The organism is Peribacillus sp. N1, assembly GCF_054600815.1.
This window is the reverse complement of the sequence record NZ_BAAHZO010000005.1, coordinates 391,501-407,744: the sequence shown is the minus strand read 5'-3', so window position 1 is coordinate 407,744 and position 16,244 is coordinate 391,501. Positions and strand designations below refer to the sequence as shown.

Annotated in this window: 20 protein-coding genes; 12 read left to right on the top strand and 8 right to left on the bottom strand. The window is 40.0% G+C overall.

Annotated features, from left to right (window positions below; all coding sequences use genetic code 11):
- Positions 1 to 18: 18 nt before the first annotated feature.
- The 3 genes from ACYP5M_RS20500 to ACYP5M_RS20490 all read left to right on the top strand — a co-directional run bounded on the left by ACYP5M_RS20500 (position 19) and on the right by ACYP5M_RS20490 (position 2,076).
- Positions 19 to 432 (top strand): RrF2 family transcriptional regulator, encoded by a 414-nt coding sequence (locus ACYP5M_RS20500; protein ID WP_048687492.1) that lies wholly within the window; start codon positions 19 to 21, stop codon positions 430 to 432.
- Between the two features lie 66 nt (positions 433 to 498).
- Complete coding sequence (locus ACYP5M_RS20495; protein WP_434168671.1) at positions 499 to 1,404, top strand: NAD(P)/FAD-dependent oxidoreductase; 906 nt, start codon at positions 499 to 501, stop codon at positions 1,402 to 1,404.
- 45 nt (positions 1,405 to 1,449) lie between these two features.
- On the top strand, positions 1,450 to 2,076 hold the full coding sequence (locus ACYP5M_RS20490) for a class I SAM-dependent methyltransferase (RefSeq protein ID WP_434168672.1): 627 nt from the start codon (positions 1,450 to 1,452) through the stop codon (positions 2,074 to 2,076).
- Positions 2,077 to 2,511: 435 nt separating this feature from the next.
- Here the strand turns inward: ACYP5M_RS20490 and ACYP5M_RS20485 are convergent, their stop codons facing one another.
- Together ACYP5M_RS20485 and ACYP5M_RS20480 are read right to left on the bottom strand one after the other, a co-directional pair.
- Entirely contained in the window at positions 2,512 to 2,655 is a 144-nt protein-coding gene (locus ACYP5M_RS20485) for a YrzO family protein (RefSeq protein ID WP_133350491.1), read from the bottom strand.
- A 10-nt stretch (positions 2,656 to 2,665) separates the two neighbouring features.
- The gene (locus ACYP5M_RS20480; RefSeq protein ID WP_434168673.1) at positions 2,666 to 3,649 is read right to left on the bottom strand and encodes a DMT family transporter; all 984 of its coding nucleotides are present in this window, start codon (positions 3,647 to 3,649) and stop codon (positions 2,666 to 2,668) included.
- Between the two features lie 134 nt (positions 3,650 to 3,783).
- Between ACYP5M_RS20480 and ACYP5M_RS20475 the strand changes: the two genes are divergently transcribed.
- The 5 genes from ACYP5M_RS20475 to ACYP5M_RS20455 all read left to right on the top strand — a co-directional run bounded on the left by ACYP5M_RS20475 (position 3,784) and on the right by ACYP5M_RS20455 (position 7,920).
- On the top strand, positions 3,784 to 4,680 hold the full coding sequence (locus ACYP5M_RS20475; RefSeq protein WP_434168674.1) for a LysR family transcriptional regulator: 897 nt from the start codon (positions 3,784 to 3,786) through the stop codon (positions 4,678 to 4,680).
- A 372-nt stretch (positions 4,681 to 5,052) separates the two neighbouring features.
- Entirely contained in the window at positions 5,053 to 5,229 is a 177-nt protein-coding gene (locus tag ACYP5M_RS20470; protein WP_164468801.1) for a hypothetical protein, read from the top strand.
- 318 nt (positions 5,230 to 5,547) lie between these two features.
- Positions 5,548 to 6,249, top strand: a complete 702-nt coding sequence (locus tag ACYP5M_RS20465; protein ID WP_434168675.1) for a hypothetical protein — start codon at positions 5,548 to 5,550, stop codon at positions 6,247 to 6,249.
- Between the two features lie 256 nt (positions 6,250 to 6,505).
- The gene (locus ACYP5M_RS20460) at positions 6,506 to 7,375 is read left to right on the top strand and encodes an RNA polymerase sigma-70 factor (protein ID WP_434168676.1); all 870 of its coding nucleotides are present in this window, start codon (positions 6,506 to 6,508) and stop codon (positions 7,373 to 7,375) included.
- An 83-nt stretch (positions 7,376 to 7,458) separates the two neighbouring features.
- On the top strand, positions 7,459 to 7,920 hold the full coding sequence (locus ACYP5M_RS20455; RefSeq protein ID WP_434168677.1) for a carboxymuconolactone decarboxylase family protein: 462 nt from the start codon (positions 7,459 to 7,461) through the stop codon (positions 7,918 to 7,920).
- A gap of 64 nt (positions 7,921 to 7,984) precedes the next feature.
- Here ACYP5M_RS20455 and ACYP5M_RS20450 read toward each other — a convergent pair whose 3' ends face one another.
- The 4 genes from ACYP5M_RS20450 to ACYP5M_RS20435 all read right to left on the bottom strand — a co-directional run bounded on the left by ACYP5M_RS20450 (position 7,985) and on the right by ACYP5M_RS20435 (position 9,854).
- Positions 7,985 to 8,212 carry a hypothetical protein gene (locus ACYP5M_RS20450; protein ID WP_034304201.1) on the bottom strand — a complete coding sequence of 76 codons (228 nt, stop codon included), beginning with the start codon at positions 8,210 to 8,212 and terminating at the stop codon, positions 7,985 to 7,987.
- The gene (locus ACYP5M_RS20445; protein WP_034304199.1) at positions 8,212 to 8,532 is read right to left on the bottom strand and encodes a YbjQ family protein; all 321 of its coding nucleotides are present in this window, start codon (positions 8,530 to 8,532) and stop codon (positions 8,212 to 8,214) included. Before ACYP5M_RS20445 ends, ACYP5M_RS20450 begins: the two co-directional genes overlap by 1 nt.
- A gap of 447 nt (positions 8,533 to 8,979) precedes the next feature.
- On the bottom strand, positions 8,980 to 9,147 hold the full coding sequence (locus ACYP5M_RS20440; RefSeq protein WP_157831104.1) for a hypothetical protein: 168 nt from the start codon (positions 9,145 to 9,147) through the stop codon (positions 8,980 to 8,982).
- A gap of 17 nt (positions 9,148 to 9,164) precedes the next feature.
- Entirely contained in the window at positions 9,165 to 9,854 is a 690-nt protein-coding gene (locus tag ACYP5M_RS20435; RefSeq protein ID WP_452444767.1) for a response regulator transcription factor, read from the bottom strand.
- A 255-nt stretch (positions 9,855 to 10,109) separates the two neighbouring features.
- On the opposite strand from ACYP5M_RS20435, the gene ACYP5M_RS20430 reads away from it, so the two are divergent.
- The 4 genes from ACYP5M_RS20430 to ACYP5M_RS20415 all read left to right on the top strand — a co-directional run bounded on the left by ACYP5M_RS20430 (position 10,110) and on the right by ACYP5M_RS20415 (position 14,896).
- A complete protein-coding gene (locus ACYP5M_RS20430) occupies positions 10,110 to 11,897 on the top strand; it encodes a LytS/YhcK type 5TM receptor domain-containing protein (RefSeq protein WP_459735459.1) in 1,788 nt (595 codons plus the stop codon).
- A complete protein-coding gene (locus tag ACYP5M_RS20425) occupies positions 11,894 to 12,640 on the top strand; it encodes a LytR/AlgR family response regulator transcription factor (RefSeq protein WP_230177162.1) in 747 nt (248 codons plus the stop codon). Before ACYP5M_RS20430 ends, ACYP5M_RS20425 begins: the two co-directional genes overlap by 4 nt.
- A gap of 141 nt (positions 12,641 to 12,781) precedes the next feature.
- On the top strand, positions 12,782 to 14,575 hold the full coding sequence (gene cstA / locus ACYP5M_RS20420) for a carbon starvation protein CstA (protein ID WP_402940799.1): 1,794 nt from the start codon (positions 12,782 to 12,784) through the stop codon (positions 14,573 to 14,575).
- A 165-nt stretch (positions 14,576 to 14,740) separates the two neighbouring features.
- On the top strand, positions 14,741 to 14,896 hold the full coding sequence (locus ACYP5M_RS20415; RefSeq protein ID WP_065310844.1) for a DUF1540 domain-containing protein: 156 nt from the start codon (positions 14,741 to 14,743) through the stop codon (positions 14,894 to 14,896).
- A 331-nt stretch (positions 14,897 to 15,227) separates the two neighbouring features.
- Here the strand turns inward: ACYP5M_RS20415 and ACYP5M_RS20410 are convergent, their stop codons facing one another.
- Positions 15,228 to 15,869: an O-methyltransferase gene (locus ACYP5M_RS20410; protein WP_434168681.1), complete on the bottom strand. Its 642-nt coding sequence runs from the start codon at positions 15,867 to 15,869 to the stop codon at positions 15,228 to 15,230.
- On the bottom strand, positions 15,856 to 16,191 hold the full coding sequence (locus tag ACYP5M_RS20405; RefSeq protein WP_459735458.1) for a hypothetical protein: 336 nt from the start codon (positions 16,189 to 16,191) through the stop codon (positions 15,856 to 15,858). Before ACYP5M_RS20405 ends, ACYP5M_RS20410 begins: the two co-directional genes overlap by 14 nt.
- Positions 16,192 to 16,244 lie beyond the last annotated feature (53 nt).

Sequence of the window (16,244 nt, the reverse complement as noted above, 5' to 3'; positions counted from 1 at the left end):
TAATTATGAGGTGCATCAATGAAGTATTCAAAGGCAACCAATTATGCACTACATACAATGGTGCATTTAACGATGGAACCAAAAGGTCATACGGTAAGCGTGGATCAGCTGGCGTGTATGCAGGATTTGTCTCCGACGTACTTGTCGAAGATTTTGACGAAGCTTGTGAAGGCTGGATTAATTGAATCAGTGCCAGGGGCAAAAGGCGGCTACAGTATTTCACGCCGCGCGCAGGACATTTCGTTTCTGGATGTTATTGAAGCGGTGGAGGGTCAGTCGGTGCTTTTCAACTGTGCGTTTGACCATGAAGAAAGCGATTGTTTAATTGAGCGCGTGATGATCGAGGCGGAAGGCAACATGAAGAAAGAACTTGCTGGACGGACCATTCAGAGCATTGCGGAGCAGAGTAAGGAGACAAAAAAAGAAAAATAAATTTTTTTACACAAATTAAGGATATTAAGGGTCTTTAATAGATTTTATAAAGAAGGAGTGTTGCATGTGTTGGATTGTGTAATTATTGGCGGAGGACCTGCAGGACTGAATGCTGCATTGGTCATGGGGCGTGCTGGACGGAAAACAATTTTGTTTGATGAGGATAAACCCCGTAACCGGGTGACGCAGGAGTCTCACGGATTTATCACACAGGATGGCGTAAAGCCGTCAGAGTTCAAGAAGCGGGCAAGAACGGATGTCCAGAAATATCCGTCCGTCTCCATTAAGGAGGAGCGGGTGGAGATTATTGAAAAATCCAGTGGTGTGTTCCGAATTCAAACGAAAGGCGGAACGGATCACATGGCGAAAAAAGTGCTTCTCGCAACAGGTCTTCGGGATGTCTTGCCGGAGATTCCAGGCATACAGAATGTATACGGAAAGAGTGTTTTCAGCTGTCCTTTTTGTGACGGCTGGGAAATGCGCGGCAAAGCATTGGCGGTGATTGCAGAAAATGAACGGGCCTTTCATATGGGAAAACTGCTGTCAAACTGGAGCGGTGATGTAATGGTGTATACAAATGGCTATCAGGTGCTTGATGAGGAGAAGGATATCTTGGCTAGGCAGCACGTGACAGTCGTGGAAGAAAAGATTGAAGATCTTATATCGAAAGGAGGGGAGCTGACATCGATCCTGCTGCAAAACGGACAGGAAATCAAAAGGGAGGCAGGTATTGTGGTGACAGACTTGGTGCAGTCCGCTCCTTTTGCGGAACAGCTCGGCTGCGAAATCACTCCAAACGGCGGGATTAAAGTGGATTCATTTGGACGAACAACGGTTGAAGGAGTATATGCATCCGGAGATACATCACTAAGCACGCCTTCTCAGCTCGTGATTGCGGCGGCGGAGGGCAATAAAGCGGCGGCTGGAGTCATCATGGATTTAGTTGAAGCTGCATTTCTTTTGGAGGCATAAATTCCTTTTTTAAAAAAGAAATCCATTTGTAAAGGAGATTGAAGTATGACGGAAATCTGGGAATCAAGTTTTATAGAAAATCAAATGATGTGGGGATTTGAACCTTCTGACTCCGCAATCTTGACAAAGGATTTTTTCCTTGAAAAGAAAGTTAAGAATCTATTGATTCCTGGTATTGGATATGGCAGAAATGCCAAGATTTTTACGGACAACGGAATACATGTAACAGGTATCGAAATTTCAAAAACAGCGATTGAATTGGCAAGGCAAAATGAGCTTAATCTTAATATTTTTCATGGTTCAGTAACCGATATGCCTTTTGATAACAAACTTTATGATGGTATATTTTGTTATGCCCTTATTCACTTATTGAATAATCGTGAGAGAGATAAGTTTATTAGAGATTGCTATAATCAGTTAAAGCCAAATGGATATATGATTTTCACTACTATTTCAAAAGAGGCCCCAATGTTCGGTAAGGGCAAACAACTGGGGAAAGACTATTTCGAGATAATGGAAGGGATAAAAATGTTTTTTTATGATTCCGACTCGATTAAACAAGAATTTGGAAATTATGGACTGATAGAGTTTTCAGAAATTGTTGAGCCGCATAAGAATATGGAAAATAAACCTCCATTTAAATTTATAATGGTAAAATGTCAAAAGGACTAGAATGGCTTTATCCATAAAAAGGGCATGTTTTGATCAATCATTTTTTCAACACATGCTCTTTTCTATTTGCTCTCGGCCGCCGACAAAGTGAAGGCTGAGCTTGAATATAGGGCCGACGATTAAGCTTGGTGAATAGTACGGTCATCAAAAAAAAGGCTGCAGGCAAAAAGAGTTCTATCCAAATTTTTATACATAGTTGATTGGAGCGGGTGTGCGAGACTCCTGCGGGAAGAGTGAGTCCAAGGGAGACCCCACAGGCGCAATTGCGCCGAGGGCGGACCGCCTGCGGAAAGCGAGTGCCCTACGTTCCAATCAACGTCCAAATTTGTGCAAGCAAAAAAACTGTAGACAAACACGATTTTCATCGAGTTTGACTACAGTCTGAAGCCTATCTAAATGAGAGGCTTTTTTACATTGTATTGCCAAAAGTCTATTTTATTGAATTCTTTTCCTTCTTTCATTATACAGGTTGATCAATTCTGCATTTTGCTCATTCATCTTTTTCACATTCTTATTAATCGTTGCCAATTCCCACAGTACAGCCAATCCAAAGATTAGCATAAGCGTTAATAAATCCATTGTTGCCCTCCTATTGATGTTGTGTACCTTTAATTAAATGATTCTTTTCACTTGGATTCATTTCCTTAACCCGGGAAGGCAAGTTCTTTCTTTGAAAATAATTGTTTTGAATCAAAGCATATATCACTAAAAAAGTTCCGAGTAATTCGTAGGATGATAGTGATCCTCCTTGGATGAAAACGATGGCCAACGTGGTGATTGGAACTAAATTGATAAATAGGATTCCATTGATCGGCGTTAAAAGTTTAATGCCTAAATTCCAGCTTAAAAGGGCTATGGCACCAGGGAAAATAATCATGAAAATCATCTCGCCATAAATGGATTGCATAACCTCTGCCGTAGGGACGGACAGGCCCATTGCCGTTGCGAGGAATGTTATGATGGCTGATACGGCTGTTCCTAAAATGCACGTTAAAGTCGAATAGCGAAGTGTTGACCATCCGTTGAATTGGTTGCCGCCCATCGTATAAATAACCCACCCTATAACCCCGATAAGAATGAAAAGGATAGGGATGATACTATCTTTCAATAAAAATACGAATGATAAGCTGCCATTGGTAATGACAAGAATGGCCCCTATCAAGGCAAGGAACATGCTGGCGATGGTATACTTCATGGGGCTGGCATTTTTGAAAACCCACAGAATTAAAATTGAAATCATGGGCATTAATGATTCCATGATGGAAGCAACAATCACCCCGTTATGCCCCAGTAAATCTTGACCTGCGAAAATGAGAAAGTTGTATACAGTGAACGCCATCGTCCCAAAAAACAATAATTTCTTTCCTTGCCCTTCCAGGCTAAAAGACTTTTTACCCTCTTTCATTAAAAGCAATATCCCTAAAATGACGCTAACAGCTAAATATCGTAAAAAAGCGAAATAAAAAGGATCAATATACATTAAGGCCCTTTCTGCAACTGGAAACATCGCTCCCCAAGAAATGCTGGCAGTCAGACATAAAAGTGCACCGATTAAAACTTGATTTTTTTTCATAAAAGCTTCCCCTCAAAAATAATGATTGATTTAATTCCTATACACACCTTATGATAAAGTCATTATCATGTAAAATGACTTAAAATGAATATAATCATCATTATTAATGATAGTTGAAAAGGGGGGGCACTTTTATGGAAATGCGGGATTTGCAAATATTCCAGTGCGTCGCTAAATATGGCAGCGTAAGTAAGGCGGCCGTTGAGTTGAATTACGTCCAATCCAATGTAACGGCGAGGATTAAGCATTTAGAGCAGGAGTTACGGACGCCTTTATTCAACAGGCATAAACGTGGCATGTCTCTAACTGCGGAGGCCAGAAAAATGCTGGAGTATGTAAACAAAATTTTGCTTGATGTGGAAGAACTCAAGCAAGTATTTCTGGATAGTGAAACACCTACAGGGATATTGAATATCGGTACAGTTGAAACGGTCAGCGATCTTCCCAAGATTCTAGCCTCCTATCATAAACAGTATCCAAATGTCGATTTATCCATAAAGGCGGGGTTAACGGAAGAATTAATTAAAGATGTCATTGAACACAGGCTGGATGGCGCTTTTGTTACAGGACCGATCAAACATCCGCTCATTCAGCCATACGATGTATGTACAGAAAAACTTGTATTAGTTACAAGAAATGAAACATTTAACCTTGAAGAAATCATAACAGAACCATTTTTAGTATTCAGTCAGGGGTGTGGCTATCGCTCCAAACTGGAACAATGGCTGAGGGAAGAAGAAGTGATGCCCAAAAGGATCATGGAGTTCAATGTATTGGAAACGATCTTAACCAGCGTAACACTCGGCCTTGGCATTACCCTCGTACCACAATCGGCGGTAAATCACCTAACAGCCATTGAAAAAGTCCACGTGCATCCAATTCCTGAAGAATACCGCAATATCTCGACAGTTTTCATTCACCGTAAAGATGCTTATATGACAAACTCCATGAAAAGCTTTCTGCACACGATTGAAGCTCATCATGAAGACCGATTCAAGCAAAATCCAGAAGCAGCTCCTGAGCTGATATGAAGGGGGAGCAGCAAATCGCTTTACATAGAATGATAGAGGATTGCTGAAACCGATTATTTTAGGCTGCGAAACTATTCATAAAAAGTAAAACATGGGGATACAGGGGCAGCGATATAGCATAGTATGGTATTTATTATTGCTTCGGTTCCTTATGCTTGTCGTTTATTAATCATGTTACTTCTAGAAAGTATTTTGGGAATTATTAGACAAAAGCCAACGATTTCGTTGGCTTTTTGTCTGTACGATCATTTCAATTTTCATACATTCAAATAACCTTCTTAAACTAAACTGGTAGTTTAGCTATAGAAAAATTGTATTACTTTTCATCAATTGGGAAAAAATATAAATAATAACAAGAAGGAGGGAAAAGAGATGGAAGTAAATATGAGTGTTGAAGAAGTCGTGAATCAAATTTCTGACTTAGTAGAAAAAGAAGGGAAGCTACCTCGAAAGAAAGAGGTAAAGAAGTCAGATCCGGAGTTAATGAAGAATGCATTGTATTATTTTCCTAATTGGGATACTGCAGTAGAACATAGCATTGGATCTTAACGATAAACGATACATAAACATTTATTTTTCAAATTAGTAGAAGTTATGAAGGCCGCCAATTGGCGGCCTTTTGAACGTGCGATTCTTTACATTATCATACATTCAAGCACTCCCTATTCAAACTATCTATCGAATAGTTTAGTTAAATAAAGATATAGACGCATCAAAGTGAATCAATCTCATATTTTCTTTTCGGAACGAGTGGAGTATCGATCTTTTTTAGTCGATAAAGTCTGATATTTCAATGAAGCATAGTGTAACTTTTTTCCATATGGGGCCGTATAATAATTTGTTAAAACACAAGAAAAGAGGGTTCCAATGAAAAAGATATTGTTGATTTTGGCAGCCGTTTTTTTGGTAACAGGACTTAGTGCTTGTAAAGAAGTCCAGGAGGGAAATGAGGAATCTTCGCCAATTTCAGAAAAGCCAAATGATAATCCTAAGCAAACCGACGGGCTAGAAGATCCTCCAGGTGAATCGGTTGATGATCCGACAAAAGATCTGCCAAATACGAAAACGGATACGATCATATTAGAAGGTATGGAAGAACCATTCCAATTCACGCTTCATCATAGTCAGGCATTGGGATTCTCAACGTACATCGTGGATGACATGGTCGTTGAAGAGGCTAGTTCTGGTGAAGGAGATGCAATGATTGTTTTTGCAAATTTTGCAGGCAAGAGAAATGAGGATGCCAAAGTTCAGATTTTTTCCAAAAGTGAGGGTACGAATGCGACAATAGAAGAACAGGCGGAGTTTGCGAGGGAAGTTGTGATAAGCAACGGCTTTGAGATAAAACAGCGATCTGATAATTCGCCTAACCGATTTGATTGGTCTGAGGTGGAATTTGACATTAGTCAGAATGGCAGTAATTATTCCATATTGGGTACAGTGTCGGTTTTTCAACATGGCAACCGCGTTTACTATGCGATCGTTCAATACCCGGAAGATTATGAAGAAGGCTTCATACCGCGGGTTGTAAAAATGTTTGATGATATCGTATGGTATGAAGCACCTTGATAAATGAGTATCCGAAAATGGGTACACCATTTGACAGATGATGGTCATATATTTGTCTAAAAAGTGGGCATAAAAAGGAATCCTGTTGAACGGTAGGGAGCTAGTTTGTCTACAGTCTGAGAGCAGCTCTTTGCTGCTCTTTTTTGTATGATAGGATTGTCTGCTTTATTCAGATTAAGAAGGATAAATGATTGGGTTAGAGAATAATTAGTGATAGGATTTCGAAAACGAATTTGATAGAAAATAGGTGAAGCAAGTGGAGTTGGATACATTATATAAGACATATCGACCTTTTCTTTTTTCCATCGCATACCGGATGCTCGGATCGGTTACAGATGCAGAAGATATCGTTCATGATTTATTCCTGCAGCTTAAGCTTGATACCGACGAAATTAAGGACATGAAAGCATACCTTGCGAAAATGACGACAAATCGCTGTCTGAATTACTTGAAATCAGCCCGTAAAAGAAGAGAGGTTTACACAGGTCCTTGGCTGCCAGAACCTCGGGTAAACGAAACAGATCAGCCTCTAGATAAGGTCGTAACGGATGAAACGGTTGCATATGCCTTCCTCGTTTTGCTGGAACAGCTTTCACCTGTTGAAAGAGCGGTTTTCGTGCTTAGGGAAGCATTCACTTACAGCTATGAAGATATCGCCGAGATGCTGGAAAAGAATGAAGTGAACTGCAGAAAGATCTACAGCCGGGCTAAGCGGAAATTACAGAATGATAGGCCTGTCCATCCGGAGGATACGAAACATGTCGATCTTTTGGCAAAAAAATTCATAAAAGCATCTGCGACAGGAAACTTTGAGGAGTTTTTGGATCTTCTTACAGAAGATGTTGTCCTTGTTACTGACGGCGGAGGAAAAGTGCTTTCTGCATTAAATCCAATTGTAACCAAACAGCGCGTATCCTCCTTTCTTAAAGGCGTTTCTGCTAAAGGAGGCTTCATAGGAGAACTTCTTCCGGTGATGGTCAATGGCCAGGAGGGAATTTTGCAAATGAAAGAAGGAAAGCCTATCAAAGTCATCTGCTTTGAATTAGATCCAAAACAAAAAAATATCCGCAAAATCTTCATTGTCACCAATCCCGATAAATTAAATCATATTCCTGTGATAGATTGAGGGGTCTTTTTTTTGGATGTCACAAATCAAACCTCTATTTTGTCTTATAAGTGGAACCTAAAAAGATTATGGAGGAGATAGACATGGAACAACGGATTAACTACATGAAGACAAATCGTGAAGTGGTCAAATTAATGATGGGTTTGGAGGAGTACAAGAAAACAACGGAAATCGATAGCACATTAATCGAATTGATTAAAATTCGCGCGTCTCAAATCAATGGCTGTGCGTACTGCTTGGATATGCATACAAAGGATGCCCGGGCAATGGGTGAAACGGAACAAAGAATTTACTGTTTGAGTGCTTGGCGTGAAACACCATTCTATTCTGATTCGGAAAGGGCAGCGCTGGAATTGACGGAAGCGGTCACGGCCATTTCTGCAAACGGTGTACCTGATGAACTGTATGAGAGGGTCCGCCTTCATTTTGATGAAAAACAATATATCGATCTCGTTACCATAATCATCACGATCAATGGCTGGAACCGATTGGCCATTTCAGCCCAAAACATACCAGGACACTATAAGCCTGTAATGCAAAAATAATGTTGTTATCAAAACCCCTTGTATGGTTACAAGGGGTTTTAATTGTAAAAACGTGGCTTTTTAATTATTTTTCTTTTTTATAAAAGCGTTCACCCGTATCAGGATTATAATACACCCTTGTTTTTTCTCCTGTCACGGGGTCAATATTTATTTCATCTGTCGATTGAAATCCATCAGGAACTTTTACACCGTGATTGCGTTTAAACCGTTTATCATAGATAAAGTATCCAAGTAAAATGCATAAGATAACTATAATAATTTGTAATATATAGTACCCTATGATGAACTTCATTATATTTTCTCCACAATGACGGCGGTTCCATATGCAACAATTTCGCTCATATTCGTGCCGATTTCCCCAGAATCATATCTCATCATTATAATTGCGTTTGCACCCATTTCATTGGCATTTTTTATCATACGGTCCATAGCTTCTTTTCTTGAATCTTCAAGCATCGCTGTATATTGCTTGATTTCTCCGCCTACCAGGGATTTTAACCCTGCCATGATATCGCCGCCAATCCCTCTACTTCTTACAATTAGACCGAAGGCAGGCCCTTTTACCTCTACAATTTTGTACCCTTCAATTTTTTCTGTGGTAACTACCAACACATTAATCGCCTCCGACTTATTTACTTTATTATGAAATTTTCCTGAACTGAAAGCATAAACAAATGATCCAAGTTCGATGAAGTTTAAACATTCCCTTTAGTTCCTTTTTTATCAAGCGCAATAATCATTCCTTTAAATTTTACCATAATATAAGCTTTATCCCCCCCTTAACAATAGATAACATATTTCGGGTAAGCATAAAAAATCCCATTTCGCAGAAAAGAAATGGGATTAAATTTATTGGTGTTTTTACTGCTGATTTTTGATTGTTATATATGTGTGTAGATTTATGATGCTCATGATGCTACTGTGAATGCCCATATAAGCTCTTATATGGGCTAGCTCTATAATATTAGTGTTTTGTAGGATTACATCAAGTAGTAAATAGTATCAACTTATAGGTAGATAATGAAGGTCTCTCAAGAGTTTAGACTTAAAGGGCCTTCATCATTTATTTTTCTTTTTTTGAATTTGAGCGATTAAGATAAGTAATATACCTAAAATAAACAACGAGATAAATATATTGAAAGATTTTACATATCCTACTGGGAATAGTGCAGCACCAATTAATGATATAACCCCTAGTGTATAAAAAGTTCTGACTCTACTAATCATAACTCCTCCTATAAATACTAAAAATAGCGGTTATTTATCTTTATTTCATTAAGAATTTCATACAATTTATTTTCATAGTGCAAGCTGATTAATTGTGATCTGGATGTAACATCTAGTTCTTCAAACATTTTATTTACATAGTTACGAACTGTAGAAACACTTATATTCAGATTATCAGCTATTTCTTTATCTTTGAGACCTTGAGTTATATTTTTTAATATTCGCAATTCAACTTCATGTTGTTGTTCCCTGGTGATTAAGGATGATGTATCTGTTTTTATTATCTCTTCTATTAATAATTTCTCACGATACACATGTAACTCGTAGGAGATTTGATTAGCGAGCATTTCAGAAATCATTTCGAAATTTCCATTATCATCCTTTGTGATTATACCAACATACCCTTGCAATTCTTTATTTTTAATTTCATGGATCGGGGAAGATAAAACACTAAAATACTTCCCGGAGATTTGACTTTTAGTTTTTACAGTAGTATTTTGCAATGAACTTAAAACAAATGCATTATTTTCAACAGATTCTTTTATAACCAAATTACATATATCTTTATGTTCAAAATTACTCTTAGAGTATAAAACATTTAGCTCTTTATCAAAGATAAATATAGTAGTTTCAAAATTAAACTTGAAATTCTTTATACTATTCAATACTTTTTTACTGATATAAATGATTTGATTTTTCAATTCCATATTCATACCTCATACTTGTTCCTAAAATGAAATACCTGTTTACTCTCCTCGTTTCACAATAAACTATTTTACCTTGTGATGGGTTCCAAAAATGATGATTGCTATTTCAGAAATGATACGGCACGTCGGGTTTGGATTTTATTCAATTGCTAACTTATTTACACAGAGTATTGATGAAATTCTAAAAAAAATGCTTATACACCCATCTCCTAAACCTAAAACAAAATTCGACAAGGATTTCATGGCTGGTGTAAGATGAATGAAAAAGCCAGAAATGGGGTGGATGCTTTGGTTGATTTATTACCGTCGCTGTTTGAAAAAGTGGGGATCATCGTAATTGCTGCATTCCTGCTTTCTTATATGAAACCCTTTCGGCAAATGATAGGCCATGAACATGAAATGTCGAAGAAAATCATGTTTATCGCGCTTTTTGGAACATTCGGCATCATAAGTAACTATACAGGAATCGAAATCGGGAACCATGCCATGCCGGAGGGTGATTGGCATGCTGAGATTGCTCCCGATAACGCGATTGCCAATACAAGGATTATGGGCGTGGCAATCGGCGGTTTACTGGGGGGACCATTTGTTGGGTTGGGAGTAGGTTTGATTGCAGGGCTTCACCGTTATTTTCTCGGGGGTTTTACAGCGGGGGCATGTGCGATCGCCGCGATATTAGCTGGGGTCTTATCGGGTTTTTTGGGAAAAAGGCGACGAGAGCATGGGATGATCACTCCTTGGTTTGCGCTGCCCATTTGCATGGCTTTGGAAGCGATTCAAATGGGCATTATCCTGTTGACTACCAAACCATTTGAAAGGGCGTGGGAGCTCGTACAGGTAATCGGACTTCCGATGATCATCATCAACGGGTTCGGGACTTTACTATTCATGCTCATCATTCAATCGATTACAAGGGACGAAGCACGGACACGGGCCGTACAAACGAATCTTGCGTTTTTGATTGCAGATCAGACTTTACCCTTTTTCCGGCAAGGTCTTAATCAAACTTCATGCAAAAGAATAGCCCAAATCATCTTGGGGCTGACTGAAGCCGATGCCGTGGCCATTACCAATGGTCATAGCGTACTTGCCCATGTTGGCGCTGCGTCAGATCACCATGTCCCTAAGGTGGGAATTGCGACAGGCTTAACGAAAAAAGCCCTTGAACAAGGGAAAATAATCGTGGCCAAAACAAAAAAGGACATTTATTGTTTTCATGATCAATGCCCATTGCAAGCGGCCGTAGTCCTGCCGTTGCAGGTCCAACAGAAAACGGTCGGGACTTTGAAGATGTATTTCAAGCATCCGGATAAATTAGGCCAAGTGGAACAAGAGTTAGCTGAAGGATTGGCCAAACTATTTTCCACTCAATTGGAACTCGCTAAAGCGGAAATGCAAACGAAATTATTGAAAGATGCTGAAATTAAGGCATTGCAAGCACAGGTCCATCCGCATTTTTTATTCAATGCAATCAATACGATATCTGTTCTATGCAGGACGGATGTCGAGAAGGCAAGAAGTTTATTGCAGGAGCTCAGTGCTTTCTTTCGCTCTAATTTACAAGGAGCCCGACAAATCCTGGTGCCGCTAGAAAAGGAATTAGAGCATGTTAATGCTTATTTATCACTGGAGCAGGCGCGTTTTCCAAATAAATTTCATATCGACTATCGCATTGAGCCAAGGCTGAATGAAGTTCTTATCCCTCCATTCACGTTGCAGCCACTTGTTGAGAATGCGGTACACCACGCATTTCCACATGTGAAAAGCAAAGGTCAAATCATCCTTCACGCATACTTTAAAGACGATGCGATGCGCATTGTTGTGGAAGATAACGGAAAAGGGATTTCAAGCGGGAGAATAGATGAATTGGGTAAGCATGCTGTAGAATCGGCTAAGGGTACAGGAACGGCCCTTCATAATATCAGTGAACGGCTGGAAGGGATCTATAAAGGACAGGCCAGCCTCTCGATAGAAAGTAAGACGGGACACGGAACAAAAGTGAAAATATCAATACCACTCGAAAGGAGCATATGGCAACGATGATGAAAGCATTTATCGTAGAGGATGAACCACTGGCAAGAGATGAATTGAAATATCTATTGAAGAGAAGCAGGCAAGTTGAAGTCGTGGGTGAGGCTGAGGGGATAGAAGATGCCATAAGGGATATCTCCCGACTTAAACCTGAACTTGTCTTTTTGGACATTGAGCTTGCAGATGGAAATGGCTTGCATTTGGCTAAGCAATTGGCGGAACTTGACCCCGCACCATCGCTTATTTTTGCGACCGCTTATGATGAGTTTGCCCTCCAAGCCTTCGAGTTATATGCATTTGATTATCTATTAAAGCCATTTAATGAAAAAAGGATTCGGCAAACATTGGATAAGCTCATGAAGCAGCGTCAAATTGGGAAAGACGAATCCAGGACAGCAGCTTCCGCCAGCCGAACCGCGGTGGAACAGACAGGTAAATTGGCTGTAGTGATAGATGATCGGATCGTTTTGATCGACCGAGATCATATTTTGTTCATAGGACTCATGGAAGGAAAGACGATCATTAAAACAGAGGAAAATGAATATAAAATCGGTGACCCTCTCATCGTGCTTGAAAAGAAGCTCGATAAGCGCTCATTTTTACGGGTGCATCGTGGTTTTATCGTGAATGTCATCCATATTTCTGAAATACAGCCTTGGTTCAACTCGACTTATAATCTCATTATGAGTGATGGATCAAACATCCCGGTAAGCCGGACGTATGTGAAGGAGCTAAAGCAGCTCATCGGTTTTTAAAAATTTTCATAATTCTGCATTTTATCTTCTTGATAATGCAATCTATCCCTCGATATCTGCATTATAACTTGAAAACCCATTGAATTCGCTTTCATTGTGATATCATTTTTTTACGATGTAAGTAATAGAGGGGGTTCAAATATGAATGCGGTTACAATTGTCATAGGCTCCATTTGTATATTAATGATTGCCTACCGTTTATACGGGACATTCATAGCACTCAAAGTATTAAAACTTGATGATTCCAAGCCGACTCCGGCCCATAAATTAGAAGATGGAAAAGATTATGTTCCAACAAATAAATGGGTGGCATTCGGCCACCATTTTGCAGCCATTGCTGCGGCTGGTCCTTTGGTGGGTCCGATCCTTGCAGCACAATTCGGCTATTTGCCAAGTTTATTATGGCTTTTGATCGGGGCTGTAATCGGGGGGGCCGTTCATGATGCCGTCGTGCTCTTCGCGTCGATGCGTAAAGACGGCAAATCCCTTTCGGAAGTTGCGAAAGAGGAACTTGGACCTGTAGCAGGCTTCTGTACAGGACTCGCGATGCTTTTTATCATTACGATCACGATGGCAGGACTTTCAATGGTCGTTCTGCATGCTTTGGAAAATAATCCATGGGGGACGTTTGCTGTCGGGATCACCATTCCGATCGCCATGGGTGTAGGGCTTTACCATAAAAAAACCGGCAACCTGAAAGGGGCGACCATCGTCGGGTTCGCGCTCATCATGGCCGGAATTTTACTTGGTCCGAACATTCAAGGAACGGCACTTGGTGAATTATTGACACTTGAAGCGAGTACACTTGCCATCATTTTGCCGATCTATGCTTTCTTCGCTGCCGCATTGCCTGTTTGGCTGCTGCTGGCACCACGTGATTACTTGAGTACATTTATGAAAATCGGTGTATTTGCCGCATTGATTATCGGTGTTTTCGTCGTGAATCCAGAAATCCAGTTTCCTGCGTTTACCGAATTCATTAATGGCGGGGGCCCGATCGTAGCCGGTCCAGTTTGGCCTTTCATTTCAATAACAATCGCCTGTGGGGCGATTTCAGGATTCCATGCATTTGTCGGATCAGGCACAACTCCAAAAATGTTAAACCGTTGGAGTGATATCAAATCCGTTGGTTTCGGAGCGATGCTTGTCGAATGTGTGGTCGCCATCATGGCATTGATTGCTGCGGTTTCGCTGCAGCCAGGAGATTATTTTGCGATTAACTCCACACCTGAAGTATTTCAAACATTAGGCATGGAAACCGTACACCTTGACGAGCTCAGTGAAGAAATCGGCATTAATCTGGAGGGACGGACAGGCGGGGCAGTTACACTTGCTGTCGGCATGACCTATATTTTTACCGAAATACCCTTCTTTGACAAACTGGCTTCGTTTTTCTTCCAATTCGTCATCATGTTCGAGGCGGTGTTCATATTAACCGCAATCGATTCAGGGACACGTGTTGCCCGTTACTTGATCCAGGACTTCTTCGGGGAGTTCTATAAACCATTAAAACGAGTCGACTGGCTGCCGGGGAACATCTTCGCCAGCGCGTTAGCCTGCTTTATCTGGGGATACCTGCTTTACTCTGGGGACATCGGTTCGATCTGGGCACTCTTTGGCGTATCCAACCAGCTCATGGCTTCGATTGGACTCATCATCGGTGCGACCGTCGTATTGAAAATCGCAGACAAACGCTGGTATATCTGGACATGCCTAGTACCCCTTGCGTACTTATATGTAACGGTTAATGTAGCAGGGTACTGGATGGTGAAAAACGTATACCTGAACCCGGACTCTGCAGGATTCAGCATCTTGAACGGAGTATTATCGATCACCATGTTAATCCTGGGCTTGATCATTCTGGTTGCCGCCTTGAAAAAATGGCGGGAGCTTTGGAAAATACCTCAAGCAGAACTATTGAAAAGATCAGCATGAGCATAAAAAAATCCGGGCGGAAAACTGCCCGGATTTTTGTTCGTTGCGAACGGTAGAAAATGCCCTCAATACCGTTTCCTTAAAATTAAGACACCAAAACCTGAAAAAGGAAAGTATCAATAACCCCAACTTTGTTAATGATAGCAAATGAGGAGGTGTGATAAGATGGCAAAAGATGTTCTATGTGAAGTGAATAATTGTAAATATTGGGATTCTGGAAACAAATGCAGTGCAGATGCTATTTATGTTGTCAGCCATAAAGGGAACCAAGCATCAAATAGCAAAGAAACGGATTGCAAAACATTTGATCCAGAAATTTAAACAATCGGGGGTAACCATCAACTGGTTACCTTCTTTCATATTTATTATTGATAATAAAAATCATTTTCATTCAAGATTATAGAAATTCATATTATTTTTTCTTCATGGAATGGATATTTGGGCGATATATTTGAGAATTTTGATCGATAAAATCGTGAAATTGATCAATAAAATCGAAAGTTTGGTCGATATATACTTGAGATTGAGCGATATATCGAGAATTTGATTGATATATACGTGAATTTGAACGAAATACTCAAGAATTCGCACTATACTCGTGAGTTTGGGCAGTTTACTCGTGAATTAAGAAGTTTTACTCGTGAGTTTGCACTTACCCGAGAATTACTTTTGAAATAGTCAGTCCATCACCGATTGGAATTAGCATGGATTCCAATTGAGGGTGATTGGCCACCTTTTCATTGAATGCCTTCATAAATGCAGTGTAATGTTTAGGTTCAGCATCCGGATCTGCGACACTGCCCCTCGCAAGTACGTTATCCATGACGATTAAAGCACCCGGTTCTGCCAGTTTAATGCAATATTGCAGGTAATTTTCATAATTGTCCTTGTCAGCATCTATAAAGAAAAAATCAAATTTCCTGTTATCACGCTCAAGTTGTTCAAGGCTTTGCAGAGCTGCTCCGGTCATATATGATACTTGGTCGCCAAAGCCAGCTTTGGATAGATTGCGATAAGCTAACTTTGCGTATTCCTCCTTTAATTCAAGGGAGGTTAATTTTCCTTCGCTGCCGAATCCTCTGGCAAGGCAGATTCCGCTATACCCCCCAAGAGCGCCTATTTCCAATACATTTTTAGCTCCTGAAATGGATATAAGCATAGTAAGAAGTTTTCCGGATGAGGGGGATACCGATATGGACGGCATTCCGTTTTCTTGTATGGACGAAATGACTTCTTCCAAAAGGGCATCTCCGGAATAAAACACTGAGTCGATATAACTGTTAATTTGTTTCATTCGTTTCCATTCCTTTCTCATTGGAAGTTTCCTTTTCTTCACTTTTCTTATCGGCTGCTTCATTTTCTTGTATTTCAAATAATTGAATGAACTCGTTGATTAACATATCAATTGCTTTCAATTCACCGACTAAGATTTGATTGATGGATTGAAACTCTGGTTTATCTAACTGTTCCATAATGGTTGAACGTTTAAGATTCATCATCTCTAAAAAAGCAATTGCCCTTCCGCGGCGAAACGTTTTGGGGCCACGATGGTGTGAACCATGGTCTTTATGCCTGCCAACGTGATGTCCATCTTTTTTGAATTTTTCATCTCTCATGTTATAACCTCTTTCTGTGTATACAAATGTATACACTTTCTCTTTTGTTTAAT